Below are 15,452 nucleotides of genomic sequence, written 5' to 3'. Positions count from 1 at the left end.
CGACCAACCAGAGCATCGATTGACCAAGCAGAGCAGGGCGGAAGGGGCGTTGTCGTGATCGAGCAGCCGGCGTACACCGGGTTCGGTTTCTCCGACGAGGAGTGGGGGTTGCTGGTCGGCCTGCCGCAGTCGGTGCTGACCGCGGCGAGCGCCGCCGAGTCCGACGGCACCCGCCGGACCATGGCGGAGAACGCGGCCGGGCTGGAGACCATCGCCGCCGGCCGGGAGTCGGCCAGCCCGCTGGTCGCCGCCGTGGCCGGCGAGATCGTCACCCGGGTCGGTGACCCGGACACCGGCGAGGAGTTGCCGGCCATCGCGCCCGCCGACCCCGGGGCGTACATCGACGACGTGCTGCTGCGGGCCGGCGAGGCCGGCGCGTTGCTGGCCGCGCGGGTCGACGAGGGCGAGGCCGGCGCGTACAAGCACTGGCTCGTGAAGATCGCCGAGCAGGTGGTGGGCGCCGCGTCCAGCGGTGGGCTGCTGGGCATCGGCGGCGAGTCGGTCAGCGACTCCGAGCGGCGTTTCCGCGACCGGCTCGCGCACGTACTCATCGACTGACCGACGACAGCGACGTGTCGGCCGGACCGGTCGGCTCGACGGCGAGCGCCGTGGAGTCGGCCGGTCGGACGCCGCGCAGCCCGACCAGCGCGGTGACCGCGCCCAGCAGCATCACCGCCATGGCGGCGTACGCGGCCAGGTGCAGCCCGTCGGTGAACGCGACAGCGGCGGCGTGCCGCACGGCGTCGGCCAGCTCCGCCGGCAGCCCCTGGGCGACCGCGAGCGCACCGGCCAGGGTCTCCTCGGCCGCGGCTCCGGCGTCGGCGGGCAGTCCGGCCGGCAGGCCGTCGACGACCTCGCGGCGGTAGACCGCCGCGCCCACGCTGCCCAGGATCGCCATTCCCAGCGCACCGCCCAGCTCGCTGCTGGACTCGGTCAGCGCCGACGCGACACCGGCCTGCTCCGGCGGCGCCGCGCCGAGGACCAGCTCGGTGACGAGGGACATCACCATCACCAGGCCACCCGCGTAGACACTGACGCCGACGAGCAGCAGCCACAGCGGCGTCTCCGGCGTGACCCGGGTCAGGACCACGAAGCCGACCACGGCGATCCCGAACCCCGCACCGATCAGGTACGCCCGTTCGACGCGCTGGGCGAGGGCGGCGGCGGCCGGCACGATTCCACCCACGGCGAGGGACGGCACGAGGCTCCACAGCGCCGCCCGCAGCGGGCTCAGGCCGAGCACCAACTGGAGGTGCTGGGTGGTGAAGATGGCAAAGCCGACGATGGCGAACATCGCCAGCAGGTTCACAGCGAGCGACCCGGCGAAGCCGCGACGGCGGAACAGCGCGAGGTCGACCATCGGGTACGCCCGGGTCCGCTGCCGGTGCAGGAACAGCGCCCCCACCAGCAGACCGCCGACGATGGCGAGCACCCGCACCGGGCTGAGGCCGTCGCGGGCCATCTCCTTGATGCCGTAGATCACCGGCAGCAGGGCGCCGAGCGACAGTGCGGCGCTGACCAGGTCGAACCGCCCGGTCGCCGGGTTGCGGAACTCGGGCACCAGGAGGGGGGCGAGCAGGAGCAGCATCAGCATCGCCGGGATGTTGATGAGGAAGATCGAGCCCCACCAGAAGTGCTCCAGCAGGATGCCGCTGAGCACCGGGCCGATCGCGATGCCGCCGGTGAGGGTGGCGGTCCAGATGGCGATGGCGGTGCCGCGCTGCTTGGCGTCGTGGAACATGTTGCGCACCAGGGCGAGCGTCGAGGGCATCAGGGTGGCCCCACCGACGCCGAGCACGGCACGCGCGGCGATCAGCGTCGCGGTGCTGTCGGCGTACGCGGCCAGCAGCGACGCCGCCCCGAACGCGATGGCGCCGATCAGCAGGAGCCGGCGTCGGCCGATCCGGTCACCCAGGGCGCCCATGGTGATGAGCAGCCCGGCCAGCACGAAGCCGTAGATGTCGAAGATCCACAGTTGCTCGGTGGCGGTGGGGCGCAACTCCGCGCTGATGAACGGGACGGCGAAGTAGAGCACCGACACGTCCATCGAGACCAGGAGCAGCGGCAGCATCAGCACCGTGAGCCCGATCCACTCCCGCCGGCCCGCTCGCGGTGCCGGTGTGGTGGTGATCATCATGGTCACTTCCCCTTCTGCGTATGTCGTACGCTGTTATGCGTAGACCATACGCAGAACTAGGATGGCGGGGCAAGGAGGAAATGTGGCGGCGAAGACAGACGACAGCGGGCCCGTGCTCCCGGCGTCCATCGAGAGCGCGTGGGGGCTACGGGAGCGACCACCCAAGGGCCCCCGGCCGGGAATGAGCGTGCCCACCATCGTGGACGCCGCCGTACGCGTGGCCGACGCCGACGGCTTGGCGGCCGTCTCGATGAGCCGCGTGGCCAAGGAGTTGGGCGCCGCGACCATGGCCCTCTACCGGTACGTCGGCTCGAAGGACGAGCTGCTCATGCTCATGGTGGACACCGGGTACGGGCCACCCCCCGGACCGCCCGCGCCGGAGGACGACTGGCGCGCCGCCCTCACCCGGTGGGCCTGGGCCGAGCACGAGGCACTGCGGCAACGGTCCTGGCTGCTGCACGTGCCGATCAGCGGCCCACCGATCACCCCGCAGCAGCTCGGCTGGATGGAGGACGGGCTGCGCTGCCTCGACGGCACCGCGCTCGGCGAGGGCGAGAAGATGTCGGTGCTCCTGCTGATCACCGGGTACGTCCGCAACGAGGCCACCCTCACCTCGCAGGTCGCCGAGGGCAGCCGGGCGGCCGGCGTCGAGCCCAGCGAGATGATGCCGGCGTACGGCCGGCTGGTGGCCCGACTCATCGACCCGGCCCGCTTCCCCGCGCTACACCGGGTGCTGAGCGCCGGCGTGCTCGCCCAGGACGACGACCCCGACGACGAGTTCACCTTCGGCCTGGACCGGATCCTCGACGGCGTCGAGGCGCTGATCCGCCGCCGAACGGGCTGAGGGAGTTCCATGCTGCCGAGAGACACCATCGACACCAGGGTCCTGCCACCGGGCGAACGGTTCGGCATGTGGCTGGACCTGGTGGCGCGCACCTCGGTGCCGCTGCGCATGCAGTCCGCGCACACCGACGACTTCGCCGCCCGCGCCGACTTCATAGCGCTCGGCCCGATCCAGTTGGTGCAGTACGAATACCCGTCCCTGGATGCCACCCGGACCCCGAAGCTGGTCCGTCAGGCCGACCCGGAGCTGTACATCCTCGCCCTCACCACCGGCGGCATCGGCACGTCCAGCCAGGGCGGCCGCCGCAGCGAGATTCTGGCCGGCAACTTCACCTTCTACGACGCGTCCCGGCCGCACGACGTCTGTCACCACGCCACCGAGCCCGACCGGGACCAGGCCAGCTCGATCGTCACGATGATCCCGCACTCCGCCCTGCCACTGACACCACAGCGGATGGCCGCGCTCTACGGGGGCCAGATGTCCGGCAGCGAGGGGATCGGGGCGCTGCTGGCGCAGTTCCTGCTCCAGGTGACAGGGCACCCCGAGCAGTACCATGCCGCCGACGCCAGCCGGCTCGGCGCGGTGGGGCTCGACCTGGCCACCACCATGCTCGGCCGGCACCTCGTCGCCGAGGACGCCGTACCCACCGAGGTCCGCCGCCGCGCGCTGCTCACCCAGGTGCAGTCGTACATCCACCGCCACCTCGGCGACGCGACGCTCGGCCCGCAGGTCGTCGCCGACGCCCACCACATCTCGGTGCGGTCCCTGCACCGGTTGTTCGAGGCCGAGGACGCCACTGTGGCGTCGTACATCCGGGATCTGCGGCTCGCCCGGTGCCGGCGCGACCTGACCGACCCGGCGCTGCGCAATCAGCCCGTGCAGACCGTCGCGGCGCGGTGGGGGTTCCCCGACAAGGCCCACTTCAGCCGGGCATTCCGGGCCGCGTACGGCACCACCCCGCAGGACCACCGCGACAGTGGCTCGGATTTGGCGCGGATCGTCAACCGCCAGGCGTCCACTGTCAACTCGCTGCCGGCAGACTGACACCCAACGCGGCCGGCCGTCACTGGTCTGCCGCCAACGGGGGCCGTGGCGAGGCGCCCGCCGCGCGAGCGGCGGGCGGCCGCCCGGTGGCACCCCGCTGACGCCCGAGGCTCCGGCCCCGTCGCGCTTCCCCCCAGGACCGCCGACGGGGCCGGTCAGGCCCCCTCCAGCAGCTTCAGGACGACCTGTTCCGCCTCCTCGCGAGGCGTCTGCGGATCCACCGACGCCACCACCCCGTCGTGGTAGAGGTCGACCACCCGTGGGTCCACGTAGGACGCCCGCGCCACCGTCGGTGTGTTGCCCAGCAGCTCCGCCACCTCACGCATCACGGCGACCACCGCCTTACGCCGGGCGGTCACCGAGCGGGCCGGACCGGCGGTGGCCAACTCGGTGGCCGCGAGCACAGTGGCGTGCCAGGTACGGAAGTCCTTCGCGGTCATCTCCCCACCGCTGGCGTCGCGCAGGTATCCGTTGACCTCGTCGCTGCGCACGTCGCGCCACTCCCGGCCGTCCCAGTAGCCGAACAGCCGGTCCGCCCATCGCCGGCGACGGCGCAGATTCACCAGCACCTGGCACAGCTCCGGGTCCTCGATCCGGCGTACCTGCTCGATGCCCCCCTTCGCGGGAAACACGAACACCACGCAGCCGCGCCGGGACCGGGCATGCTCGGGGCGCAGGGTGGACACCCCGTACGTCGGGTCGTCGCCGTTCGCGTACTGGTCACTGCCGACCCGGAACATCCCCATGTCCAGCAGGCGGGTCACCGTCGCCAGCACCCGGTCCCGGCCCAGTCCACGGCCGTCCAGGTCGCGCCCCACCCGTTCGCGCAGCGCCGGCAGCCGCCGGGCCACCTCCAGCATGTGGTCGAACTTCGCCTCGTCCTGCTTCTCCCGCCACCGCGGGTGGTAGACGTACTGCTTGCGTCCGGCCGCGTCGATCCCGATCGCCTGGATGTGCCCGTTCGGATGCGGCGCGATCCACACGTCCTGCCAGGCCGGCGGGATGACCAACTCCCGCAGCCGGGTCAGGACATCCGGATCCCGCACCGGAGCCCCGGACGGGTCGAGGAAGAGCCAACCCCGTCCGCGCCGACGCCGTCCGTACCCCGGTCGACCCGGGTCGCTACGCCGCAACCGCACCGGAGACCCGCACCACCCTCTCCACCTCGGCCACGGCGGCCAGCACCTCGTCGAGGTGCAGAGCCGCCATTGTCGGGTGGCTTCCTACCCCATCCCACCTGGGCCAATCCGCCTCGCCGGCCCAGAGCACGCGGTGTCGTGGCCGGTCCGGTGGTGGCCCCCAGTGCGCCGGTGGCACCGGCCCGAAGAGGACGACCGACGGGGTGCCGTACCCGGTGGCCAGGTGGGCGACCCCGGTGTCCCCGCTGACCACCAGCCGGGCGTCGGCCACCAGCGCGGCGAGCGCGCCGAGGTCGGTCCGGCCGGCCAGCACGGTCTCCGAACTCAAGCCCGCCGCCTCGGCCACCCGGGCCGCCAACGCCCGTTCGTCGGCCGAGCCGGTGAGCAGCACCCGGTGTCCCTTGTCGGTCAGTGCCCGGGCCAACGCGGCGAACCGCTCGGCGGGCCACCGCTTGGCCGGGATCTTGCTGCCCGGGTGCAGCACTGTGACACCACTGGGCAGCCCTGCCGAAGCGGGTCGACGCAGGCTGAGGTCGGCGCGGTCGGCCGGGATGTCGTACCAGGACAGCAGCCGGCACCACCGGTCCACCTCGTGCTCGTCGGCGGCCCAGCGCGGGCCGTCGGCGCAGCCGGCGTCCGGGCTGGCGAAGGCGAGCAGCCGACCGGGCCGTGTGGCCGTGAGCAGCCGGTGCGACTGCGGGCCGCGCCCGTGCAGGTTGACAGCGACCCGCGGGGCCGACCCCACCCGGAGAGGGCGATCCAGCCCTGCGGTGTCCACCAGCCGGTCGACGCCACCGACCAGGTCGACAAGCGGGGCCAGCCAGCCGGGCGCGGCGAGCGTCAGCTCCCGCGACGGGTACGCGGCCCGCAGCGCCCGCAGCGCGGGCACCGCGGTCACCAGATCGCCGACGCCGAGGGCGCGCAGCACGAGGATCACGGGTACGAGGTCTCCTGCTCGGCGCAGACCACCATCTCGCGCACCGCGCAACCGGGCGGCTGGTTGAGCGCGAACATGATCGCGGCGGCGGTGTCGGCGGGCTCGTTGAGGTTCGCGTCCGGCCCCGGCTTGTACTGCGGGTCACGTTCGTCGAAGAACGCGGTGCGCATCCCACCCGGGATGAGCAGGGTGACGCCGACCTGACCGGCCAGCTCGGCGGCGAGGGCTCGGGTGAACCCCACCACGCCGAACTTCGCCGCGCAGTACGCGGTGGCGTCGCTGACCGCCTTGACGCCCAGGGTGGAGGCGACGGTGACGATGCGGCCCCGGGAGGTCAGCAGGAACGGCAGCGCGGCCCGGATCACCGCCGCGGTGGCCAGCAGGTCGACGGCGACGATCCGGTCCCAGGTCTCCCCGGGCAGGTCGGCGAGTCGGCCCGGCACGTCGGTGCCGGCGGCGGTCACCACGGCGTCCAGACCACCGGCCTGCTCGGCGAGGTGCTGGGTGGCCACCTCGGCGGCTCGCGTGTCGGCCAGGTCGCACTCGGTCCAGGACACCCCGTCGGCCGGCGGCTGCCGGTCCAGCACGAGCGGTCGGCCACCGGAGGCGGCCACGGCGGCGACCACCGCTGCGCCGAGGCCGCTGGCGCCGCCGGTGACCAGGACGGTGGGCCCGGCGCCGGGCCGCGTGGCGGTCATCGGGTCCGCTCCGCGAGCGTGCGGACGATCAGGTCGGTGGTGGAACGACCATCCAGATAGGGCACCACCACCGTGTTCCCACCCCAGCGGCGCAGGACCTCCGCCTCCGGCAGCGTGGCGCTCTCGTCCCCACCGCCGGTGGCGTAGTCGCCGCCCTTGACCCACACGTCGGGGCGTACCCAGGACAACGCCGTCTCCGGGGTCGGCTCGTCGAAGATGAGGACCGCGTCGACGCAGCTCAGGGCGGCCAACAGCCGGGCCCGGTCGCCTTCGGACTGCACCGGCCGATCCGGCCCCTTCAACCCGGCCACGCTGGCGTCGGAGTTCAGGCAGACGATCAGGCAGTCGCCGAGCTGCCGGGCCGCCTCCAGGGTGGCCACGTGCCCGGCGTGCAGCAGGTCGAAGCAACCGCCGGTCGCCACCACAGTGCCACCCGCGGCGCGTACCTCACCCAGGAGCGTGGCCACGGCGGCGACTCCCACCCGGTCGGCCAGCGCAGCACCTCGTGGTACCGGCTGGAGGGCTCGCGGCCCCGGCGCGCTCCTGGCCCGCACCGTAGGCGCCGACGGAGGCAGCGCCGTGGCCACTCCCCCACCGGCCACGTACGCGGACGCCTCGGCGACCGCCACCTGCACCGCCTCGGAGACCAGCGCGCCCTGGGCCAGCGCGAGGCTGGCCGCCGCAGCGAACCGGTCGCCGGCGCCGCAGGTGTCCCCCTCGGCGCTACCCGGCGTCGGCACCACCAGCGGCGTCGACCCGGCGTGGCAGAGCAGCGCGCCGTCACCGCCCAGCGTCACGGCGACAGCGCCGGCCCGCCAGCGCCGCCGTAGCCCCTGGGCGCCCCGGGACGCGGTGGCCAGTCGGGAGGCGCCGGGCAGCGCGGGGACCAGCTCGCGCACCTCGGACTCGTTCGGGGTGGCCAGGTGTACGCCGGGCACGGCCGCCGGGCCGCGCGGATGCGGGTCCCACACCACCGGCGCGCGGGTGGCGGCCAACGCCTCGCGCAGCGCGGGCTGCCGGGCCACCCCTCGGCCGTAGTCGCTGACCAGCACCGCCGACGCCGCGGCGATCACCCGGAGCACCTCGTCGGAGGGCTGACCCGGCTCCCCGGACGTGCCGCCCCGGTCGTGGCGCAGCAGCACCCGCCCCCGGGCCCGCAGCCGGATCTTCTCCGGCGTCGCGCCGGAGAGGGCCAGTGGGTACACCTGCACCCCGGCGGCGGCGAGCAGAGCGCTCAGCCGGGCCCCGCCGGCGTCGTCGGCGAGCGCGGTCACCAGCACCACCTCGGCGCCCTGCGCGGCGGCGAACACCGCGGCCAGCCCGGCGCCCCCCGGTCGGTCGGTGGCCACGGTCTCGTCGAGCACCGGCACCGGGGAGTCCGGGCAGAGCCGGTTCACCACACCTTCCACATCCCGGTCGAGCAGGGTGTCCCCGAGCACCACCACCGGTCCCCTCACGCTTGCCTCCTCATCCTCACGCGTCGACCTGCTGTCCGGCTCACGCGTCGACCTGCTGTCCGGGCCCGCCGTCGAGCACCACCTCGACCCCGGTGCGTACCGGCGCGGCAGGCAGCCGACCGGCCGGTGCGGGCTCCCCGGGCACGGGGTGGACGACCGCCGGATCGGCGACCGCCGCCAGCGCGGCGGGCAACTCCTGTTCGAGGTACTCGCAGAGCAGATGACTGGTCACCAGGTGCAGCTCCTGGACGACCTGGGTGTCCGGGGACGCGACGGCCAGCACGTCGTCGCAGGCGTCGGCGAGCGGATTGGGGGCGGCGCCGGTGAGCGCCCAGGTGGTCACCCCGACATCGCGGGCCGCCTGCGCGGCGGCGACCAGGTTGGGGCTGGTTCCGCTGGTGCTCAGCAAGAGCAGGACGTCGCCCGGGCGGCCGTGGGCGCGCACCTGGCGGGCGTACACGTCGGTGTAGCCGTAGTCGTTGGCGATGGCGGTGAGCGCGCTCGTCTCGGCGTGCAACGCGATCGCGGACAACGGCTGACGGTCGTCGTGCAGCTTGCCGACCAGCTCGGCGGTGAGGTGCTGGGCCTCGGCGGCGCTGCCGCCGTTGCCGGCCACCAGCAGGCGCCCCCCGGCCGCCAGCCGGTGGGCCAGGTCCGCCCCCCAGCGCGCCAACTGTCGCTCACACAGTCGGTACGGCACCAGCGCCGCCGCGAGATTCGTCAGGTGGGTGTCGAGCAGGCTGCCCGTCGGCATCAGGCCACCACCCGGGTCGGCCGGCGCACGGCGGCCACCTCGCTGTAGACCTCGACCAGCCGCTCGGCGGTGGCCGCCCACGAGTACCGCTCCCGGGCCCGCTCACGCGCCGCCGTCGCGTACGCGAAACGCCTGATCCGGTCGTCGAGCAGCCCCTGGATCGCGGTGGCCAGCGCGCGCGGGTCCCGGGCCGGCACGAGGTCACCTGTCGTCCCGTCGACAACTGTGTCCCGGATGCCGCCCACGGCAGTGCCGACGACCGGCACCCCACAGGCCATCGCCTCCAGCGGGGTCAACCCGAACGGCTCGTACCAGGGCGCCGCCACCAGCAGGTCCGCCGAACGGTACCAGCGGCCCATCTCCTCCCGGGGCACCGCGCCGACCAGGTGCACCCGGTCGGCCACCCCGCACGACTCGGCGAGGGCCCGCAGCCGGCGGGCGTACGGGTCGGTCTCCAACAGCCCCTCGGGTGGGCCGCCGACGACCAGGCACTCGGCGTCCGGGACCAGCGCCATCGCGCGGATCACGGTCTGGAAGCCCTTGCGCTCGACCAGCCGACCCACTGTGAGGATGCGGGGCCGTCCCGGTTCCCGGTCGGCTGCCGGCCCGAGCGGGGCGAAGGTGGCGAGGTTGACCCCCGAGGGCACCACTGTCATCCGGGACCGGGGCACACCCATCCGGACCAGCTCGCCCACCTCGTCGCGGCACTGCGCGACGATCCGGTCCACCGAGCGGCCCAGCTCCCGCTCGTAGGAGACCCGTCGGGCCGGGCTGGTGTCCTGTACCCCCTGGTAGCGGCGCTTCACAGTGCCCAGCGCGTGGTACGTCTGCACCACCGGCACCCCGGCCTGCCGGCCGGCGGTCAGCCCGGCCAGACCGCTCATCCAGAAGTGCGCGTGGATCACCTCGGGCACCCAGTCGCCGCCGCGCCAGCGCTCGATCAGCCAGGTGCTGAACTCCCGCATGTGCGGCAGCAGCGCGTCCTTGGCCACCGGCTCGGCCGGGCCGGCCGGCACGTGCACCACGTCGTACCCGTCCGGGCTGCGAACGGTCACCGGCAGGTCGGGCGCGTCGCGGCGGGTGTAGACCCGCACCTCGTGCCCGGCGGCGGCGAGCGCGGCGGACAGCTCCGCGACGTGCGTGTTCTGGCCGCCGGCATCCTCCCCTCCGAGGACGGCGAGCGGGCTGGCGTGCTCCGAGATCATCGCGATCCGCATACTTCCTCCTCCAGCAGCCGGTCCCAGTCAGCGAGGAAACGGTCGAGGCCGTACCTGTCGCGCGCGGCGGTTCGCGCCGCCGCTCCGGCCTGCCGCGCGGTGGCCGGTTCGGCGATGAACCGGCGGGCGGCGTCGAGCAGGGTGTCGGTCCGGGTGGCGAGCGCCCCCGCCTCCGGGGGCACCGCCATCACCGCCTCGGTGGTGGCGAGCGCGACGACCGGCATGCCGATCGACATCGCCTCGATGAGGCTCAGCCCGAGGGAGGTCCACCGGCACAGGTGCAGGTACGCCCGCCGCCGGGCCAGTTCGGCGTGCATCCGCTCCTGGGGCACGTCGTCGTGGCTGGTCAGCCGGTCGGCGGGCAGTCCGAGGTGGTCGGCCAGGCCGGCGACACCCATGCCGAACACGTCCAGCGGCGCGATCTCGGCGAACTGGGGCAGCAGGTCGGTGCCGGTGACCCGACCTCGCCGTACCGGCTCGTTGATCACCACGGCGAGTCGGTCCAGCTCGCCGGTGTAGGACGCGGAGGGGGCGACGATGCCGTGGTCGACCACTGTGGTGCGGGTGGCGCCGGTGTCCCAGAAGATCTGGTTGAACCCGGTGACGTGGGCGATGAGCAGGTCGTCGCGGTCGGCCATCGGGTGGCGGGTGTTCGGCACGTCGCCCTTGGGAGTGTTGTGCTCGACGTAGATCGCGGGAAGGTCGCGGCCGGGGCGGCGACGAAGCCACTGCTCGGCCCGGTCGATCTCCTCGGGGCGTTGCAGGATGACCATGTCGACGTCAGCGCTGGGCAGTTCCTCCGGGCTGACCTCGACCGCGCTGTCCGGCCACGGGTAGGTGCGGGCCCGGCCGAGGCCGTACGGGCCACGGTCGGGTGTGGTGGGAATCAGGTAGCGATGGCCGCCGTGCACGAACGACGTGGTCCAGGAGCCGTGCACGTGCCAGAGCAGGATGTTCATCGGCCGCCACCACCACTGACGGCGAGGGTCCGGAGCGCGTCGACCACGTCGCCCGGGTCGACGCCGCTGAGGCAGGGGTGCCCGGGGACCGGGCAACTGGCCGCCCGGGTGTCCCGGCACGGAGCGGCGGCGTCGCCGAGCCGGACGGTGGGCACCCGGTAGGGCCCCCACTGGCCGAACGGGACGGTCGGCGCGAAGAGACTCACCACCGGCACACCGGCGGCAGCCGCCAGGTGCGCGGGCCCGGTGTTGCCGACCACTACCGCGCTGGCGTCCGCGACGATCGCGGCCAGCCCGGCCAGGTCGGTGCGGCCGCCCAGGTCGGTGCCGCCGGCCGCGGCGACCCGCGCGGTGACCGCGCGCTCGTGCGGGCCGCCGGTGACCAGCACCCGGTGCCCGGCGTCGGCCAGCGCCCCGACGATCCGGGTGGCCACCTCCGGCGGGCAGGCGCGGCTCGACGCGGCCGACCCGGGGTGCAGCACCACGTACCCCGGATCGCCGAGGTCGGCCGGACGCGGCGGCACGGCGTCCCGGCGGAGCCGCAGGACCGGTTCGTCGCCGTCGGGCAGCCGGTGGCCCGCGGCGGCGGCCAGGGAGAGGGCACGTTCGGGTTCGGGCACGCCCACCGGCACCCGGTGCCGAATGTCCAGCAGCGAGCCCGGATAGTCGTCGCTGATCGCCGCGATCCGGTCGATCCCCGCCATCCGCAACAGCAGTGCCAGCGGCAGGGCGGACTGGTGGAACGAGGTGAACACCACCGCCTGGTCCGCGCCGACCGCGCCCAGCCGCGCGGACAGGCTCCGCATCGCCTCCGGGTCGACCGGCCCCGGGTCGGGGTCGATCCACGGCAGCGGATGCTCGATGATCTCGTCGACGCCGGGCAACAGGTTGGCGGCGGCCCGACCGCGCGGCCCGCACAGCAGCACCACCCGCTCCGCTCCGGCCGCGACGGCGCGGATCGCCGGGCCGGTGACCAGCACGTCACCGGCCGAGTCCGAGCGGACCACGAGTGCCGTCCGCACCGGTTCGGTGGGCGGGTTCGAGGGCTGCACGGCCTGTTGGCGGCGCAGGATCTCCGCCACCGCCGCCGGCAGATCGGTGGCCACCCATCCGGCGGCGGCGACCTCCTCCGGTCGGGTCACCGGGGTGGGCACCAGCACCCCGGCGGCCCCGGCGGCCATGGCGGCGCCGACGTCCCGGCCGATGTCGCCCACGAGTACGCAGCGGGACGGCGTCGTGCCCAGCTCGCGGGCGGCGGCGTACACCAGGCCCGGCGCCGGCTTGCGGCAGCCACAGCCGTCGGCGTCGTCGTGTGGGCAGACCAGCCACGCGTCGAACCGGCCCAGCAGCTCCTCGACGCGGGCGTGCACCGCCCGCATCTGCTCACCGGTGAAGTAACCCCGGGCCAGGCCCGACTGGTTCGTGACGACCGCCAGCCGCAGCCCGGCCGCGCGCAGCCGGTCCAGCGCCGCCCGCGCGCCCGGCACCGGCCGCACCTTCTCCGGGTCGCCGTTGTACGGCACGTCCTCGATCAGGGTGCCGTCGCGGTCCAGCAGCACCGCGTCGTAGAGCACCGCTCGCGGGCTTGCGACAGACCCGGAACCGGCGCGGTCAGCAGCGGCGTACACCTGGGCTGACCTGCGCTGATACGGATCCTCCTGGTCCTGTCGCACAGCCGGCGGGTTCCCTGCGCCCCGAGGAGTAAACGTCGTCGTCGAGGGGGTGGGCCAGCGCCGCCAGCGATGCCCCGGGTCGGCCTTACCCGCCGTCTGAGAGAAGCTAACCCGGTCAGCTGTTAGCCCGTGCCGTGCTCCGGGTATGGGATCCCGGTGGCGATTGTGGAGAAAGTGATCGACGCTTCCCCCCAGCAGGTGTTCGACGTGCTCGCGGACGGATGGACGTACAGCGACTGGGTGGTCGGCACGGCGCACATGCGGGACGTGGACGACGCCTGGCCCCGGGTGGGCAGCCAACTGCACCACCGTGCCGGGCCGTGGCCGCTCTCCTTGCAGGACGCCTCGACGGTGCTGGTCTGCGAGCCGCCGCACCGGCTCGTGCTCAAGGCCGGGCTCTGGCCGGCGGGCGAGGCGATAGTGGCCTTCACCCTGGAGCCGGTCGGCGACAGCGCCACCCGGGTGCGCCTCGGGGAGGACTTCGCGGCTGGCCCGCTGCGGTGGGTCCACAACAAGATCAACGATCTGGTGCTGCACCTCCGGAACCGGGAGACGCTGGACCGGCTCGCCGACATCGCCACCCGACAGAAGGGGGCCTCGTGACCCGGACCGTCGTGGTGACCGGCGCGAGCGCCGGCGTGGGCCGGGCCGTCGCCCACGCGTACGCGGCACGCGGCACCCGGTTGGCGCTGCTGGCTCGGGGCGAGGCGGGTCTGGCCGCCGCCGAGCGGGAGTGCCGGCTGCGCGGCGCGACCGACGTTCGGGTGTACCGGGTGGACGTGGCCGACGCGGGCGCGGTGCAGCAGGCCGCCGACGACGTGGTGCACCGCTGGGGCGGCATCGACGTGTGGATCAACAACGCGATGGCGTCGGTGTTCGCGCCGGCCTGGGAGATTCCGGCGAGGGAGTTCCGTCGGGTCACCGAGGTCACCTACCTGGGCACCGTGCACGGCACCCTCGCCGCGCTGCGGCACATGCGGGCGCACGGGCGGGGCACGATCGTGCAGGTGGGCTCGGCGTTGGCCTACCGGGGAATCCCGCTCCAGTCGGCGTACTGCGCCAGCAAGCACGCCGTCCAGGGGTTCAACGACTCGCTGCGTGCCGAGCTGCTGCACGACTGCCCGGCGGTGAAGTTGTCGATGGTGCAGCTGCCCGCCGTCAACACGCCGCAGTTCTCCTGGGTCCGCACCCGGCTGCCCCGGCATCCGCAGCCGGTGCCGCCGATCTTCACGCCGGAACTGGCCGCTCGGGCCATCCTCTGGGCCGCCGACCGTGGCACCAGGGAGCTGAACGTGGGTGGCCCGACCTGGCAGGCCCGGGTGGGCGACGCCCTGTTCCCCGGCCTGCTGGACCGCAAGCTGGCCCGCGACGGTTACGACAGCCAGCAGACCGGCCAGAAGATCGATCCAGCGACCTGGCGAGACAATCTGGATCACCCCGGCGACGCGGACACGGACCGGGGCACGGCGGGTGTTTTCCGCGAACAGGCGCGTGACCGTTCCGCGGCGCTCTGGGTCGGCACGCACAAACCGGCGCTCTCCGGTGTCGCGCTCGCCGTCGCGGCGCTCGCCCTCAGCGCTGTCGCTCGCCGACGGCGCTGACCAGCACAAGCCCTTGACCAGGGCCTAGACACCCGCGCCCGGTAGGCGGCGAGGGTCCGCAACGCCCGAAAGGGGTGCCTCCCTCCGACCGAATCCGGGAACTAGATACCCTTTCCATGACCCTTGTCCGCAAACCGAGGATGACCGACATGATCAAGCCGGTGCAGTTGCCGTCGCCGTGGCGGGACGCACGCCTGACCGTCGTCGTGCCCACGTACAACGAGGCGGGCAACCTCCCGACGCTGGTCGAGCGACTGCTCGCACTGCCGCTGCCGGGGCTGCGCATCCTCGTCGCCGACGACAACTCCCCCGACGGCACCGGGGAGGTGGCCGACAAGCTGGCCATCGAGCACCCCGACCGGATCGAGGTCGTGCACCGCGCCGGCAAGGAGGGCCTCGGCCGGGCGTACGTGGACGGGATGACCCGGGCGATCGAGGGCGGCGCCGAGTACGTGGCGCAGATGGACGCCGACCTCTCGCATCCGCCCGAGGCGCTGCCGGGGATGCTCGGCGCGCTGCTCTCCACCCAGGCCAGCGTGGTGATCGGTTCCCGGTACGTGCCCGGCGGCGAGCTGGACGAGAACTGGCCGCTCTACCGCCGGGCGCTCAGTGGCTGGGCCAACCTCTACGTACACACCCTGCTACGGGTACGCATCCGGGACCTCACCGCCGGCTTCAAGATCTGGCAGGCCGAAGCCCTGCGCGACATCGACCTGGAGCGCGTGCAGTCCAACGGCTACAGCTTTCAGGTGGAGATGCACTACCTCGCCACCAAGCTGGGGCACACCATCCTGGAGGTGCCGATCCGCTTCGAGGAGCGGCGCGACGGTGTCTCCAAGATGACCACCGCGACCAAGGTGGAGAGCGCGCTCATGCCCTTCCGCCTCCGCAGCAAACACCGCAACATCACCCGCTAACCCCAAACCCCGCCCCACCCCCCTCCCACCCCCACCCGCCCCCCCACCCGGGTGATCAAGAGGTTTGCGTCGTCA

At 73.7% G+C, this 15,452-nt stretch carries 15 protein-coding genes; 6 read left to right on the top strand and 9 right to left on the bottom strand.

Annotation, left to right across the window (positions count from 1 at the left end; genetic code table 11):
• Positions 1 to 54 precede the first annotated feature (54 nt).
• Complete coding sequence (locus tag NIE111_RS03125; protein ID WP_238677252.1) at positions 55 to 558, top strand: hypothetical protein; 504 nt, start codon at positions 55 to 57, stop codon at positions 556 to 558.
• Here the strand turns inward: NIE111_RS03125 and NIE111_RS03120 are convergent.
• The gene (locus tag NIE111_RS03120) at positions 548 to 2,137 is read right to left on the bottom strand and encodes an MFS transporter (protein WP_238683028.1); all 1,590 of its coding nucleotides are present in this window, start codon (positions 2,135 to 2,137) and stop codon (positions 548 to 550) included. The two genes, NIE111_RS03125 and NIE111_RS03120, sit on opposite strands and share 11 nt — an antisense overlap.
• A gap of 82 nt (positions 2,138 to 2,219) precedes the next feature.
• On the opposite strand from NIE111_RS03120, the gene NIE111_RS03115 reads away from it, so the two are divergent.
• Both NIE111_RS03115 and NIE111_RS03110 read left to right on the top strand, forming a co-directional pair.
• Complete coding sequence (locus NIE111_RS03115) at positions 2,220 to 2,981, top strand: TetR/AcrR family transcriptional regulator (protein ID WP_238682939.1); 762 nt, start codon at positions 2,220 to 2,222, stop codon at positions 2,979 to 2,981.
• Between the two features lie 9 nt (positions 2,982 to 2,990).
• Positions 2,991 to 4,025: a helix-turn-helix domain-containing protein gene (locus NIE111_RS03110; RefSeq protein WP_238682938.1), complete on the top strand. Its 1,035-nt coding sequence runs from the start codon at positions 2,991 to 2,993 to the stop codon at positions 4,023 to 4,025.
• 155 nt (positions 4,026 to 4,180) lie between these two features.
• Here NIE111_RS03110 and NIE111_RS03105 read toward each other — a convergent pair whose 3' ends face one another.
• Genes NIE111_RS03105 through NIE111_RS03070 form a run of 8 tightly spaced genes read right to left on the bottom strand, consistent with a single transcriptional unit; the run spans position 4,181 to position 12,859 of the window.
• Positions 4,181 to 5,164, bottom strand: coding sequence for a DNA topoisomerase IB (locus NIE111_RS03105; protein ID WP_238682937.1), 984 nt, complete (start codon positions 5,162 to 5,164; stop codon positions 4,181 to 4,183).
• On the bottom strand, positions 5,148 to 6,101 hold the full coding sequence (locus NIE111_RS03100; RefSeq protein WP_238682936.1) for a glycosyltransferase family 9 protein: 954 nt from the start codon (positions 6,099 to 6,101) through the stop codon (positions 5,148 to 5,150). Before NIE111_RS03100 ends, NIE111_RS03105 begins: the two co-directional genes overlap by 17 nt.
• A complete protein-coding gene (locus NIE111_RS03095; protein ID WP_210785226.1) occupies positions 6,098 to 6,799 on the bottom strand; it encodes an SDR family oxidoreductase in 702 nt (233 codons plus the stop codon). The genes NIE111_RS03100 and NIE111_RS03095 overlap by 4 nt, the downstream gene beginning before the upstream one ends.
• A complete protein-coding gene (locus NIE111_RS03090; RefSeq protein WP_372488275.1) occupies positions 6,796 to 8,241 on the bottom strand; it encodes a PfkB family carbohydrate kinase in 1,446 nt (481 codons plus the stop codon). Before NIE111_RS03090 ends, NIE111_RS03095 begins: the two co-directional genes overlap by 4 nt.
• A 55-nt stretch (positions 8,242 to 8,296) precedes the next feature.
• Positions 8,297 to 9,010 carry a D-sedoheptulose-7-phosphate isomerase gene (locus tag NIE111_RS03085; RefSeq protein ID WP_372488272.1) on the bottom strand — a complete coding sequence of 238 codons (714 nt, stop codon included), beginning with the start codon at positions 9,008 to 9,010 and terminating at the stop codon, positions 8,297 to 8,299.
• Positions 9,010 to 10,227, bottom strand: coding sequence for a glycosyltransferase (locus NIE111_RS03080; protein WP_238682934.1), 1,218 nt, complete (start codon positions 10,225 to 10,227; stop codon positions 9,010 to 9,012). The genes NIE111_RS03085 and NIE111_RS03080 overlap by 1 nt, the downstream gene beginning before the upstream one ends.
• Positions 10,212 to 11,186 (bottom strand): glycosyltransferase, encoded by a 975-nt coding sequence (locus NIE111_RS03075; RefSeq protein WP_238682933.1) that lies wholly within the window; start codon positions 11,184 to 11,186, stop codon positions 10,212 to 10,214. The genes NIE111_RS03080 and NIE111_RS03075 overlap by 16 nt, the downstream gene beginning before the upstream one ends.
• Complete coding sequence (locus NIE111_RS03070) at positions 11,183 to 12,859, bottom strand: HAD-IIIA family hydrolase (RefSeq protein WP_238682932.1); 1,677 nt, start codon at positions 12,857 to 12,859, stop codon at positions 11,183 to 11,185. The genes NIE111_RS03075 and NIE111_RS03070 overlap by 4 nt, the downstream gene beginning before the upstream one ends.
• Positions 12,860 to 13,033: 174 nt before the next feature.
• Between NIE111_RS03070 and NIE111_RS03065 the strand changes: the two genes are divergently transcribed.
• From NIE111_RS03065 to NIE111_RS03055, 3 genes are all read left to right on the top strand, one after another.
• Positions 13,034 to 13,462 carry an SRPBCC family protein gene (locus NIE111_RS03065; protein WP_308193616.1) on the top strand — a complete coding sequence of 143 codons (429 nt, stop codon included), beginning with the start codon at positions 13,034 to 13,036 and terminating at the stop codon, positions 13,460 to 13,462.
• Positions 13,459 to 14,460, top strand: a complete 1,002-nt coding sequence (locus NIE111_RS03060; RefSeq protein ID WP_238682930.1) for an SDR family oxidoreductase — start codon at positions 13,459 to 13,461, stop codon at positions 14,458 to 14,460. The genes NIE111_RS03065 and NIE111_RS03060 overlap by 4 nt, the downstream gene beginning before the upstream one ends.
• A 149-nt stretch (positions 14,461 to 14,609) precedes the next feature.
• Positions 14,610 to 15,377 (top strand): polyprenol monophosphomannose synthase, encoded by a 768-nt coding sequence (locus NIE111_RS03055; RefSeq protein ID WP_238682929.1) that lies wholly within the window; start codon positions 14,610 to 14,612, stop codon positions 15,375 to 15,377.
• Positions 15,378 to 15,452 lie beyond the last annotated feature (75 nt).

Origin of the sequence: Micromonospora hortensis (assembly GCF_022230935.1) — a bacterium.
Taxonomy (GTDB): Bacteria; Actinomycetota; Actinomycetes; order Mycobacteriales; family Micromonosporaceae; genus Micromonospora; species Micromonospora hortensis.
The sequence above is the reverse complement of the archived record's forward strand: the minus strand, read 5'-3'. Positions and strand labels throughout refer to the sequence as shown.

Bases quoted from the DNA above. Each gene is read 5' to 3' on its own strand.
- NIE111_RS03075 (WP_238682933.1), bottom strand. From the start codon at position 11,186: ATGAACATCCTGCTCTGGCACGTGCACGGCTCCTGGACCACGTCGTTC.
- NIE111_RS03120 (WP_238683028.1), bottom strand. From the start codon at position 2,137: ATGATGATCACCACCACACCGGCACCGCGAGCGGGCCGGCGGGAGTGG.
- NIE111_RS03110 (WP_238682938.1), top strand. From the start codon at position 2,991: ATGCTGCCGAGAGACACCATCGACACCAGGGTCCTGCCACCGGGCGAA.
- NIE111_RS03095 (WP_210785226.1), bottom strand. From the start codon at position 6,799: ATGACCGCCACGCGGCCCGGCGCCGGGCCCACCGTCCTGGTCACCGGC.
- NIE111_RS03055 (WP_238682929.1), top strand. From the start codon at position 14,610: ATGATCAAGCCGGTGCAGTTGCCGTCGCCGTGGCGGGACGCACGCCTG.
- NIE111_RS03085 (WP_372488272.1), bottom strand. From the start codon at position 9,010: ATGCCGACGGGCAGCCTGCTCGACACCCACCTGACGAATCTCGCGGCG.
- NIE111_RS03080 (WP_238682934.1), bottom strand. From the start codon at position 10,227: ATGCGGATCGCGATGATCTCGGAGCACGCCAGCCCGCTCGCCGTCCTC.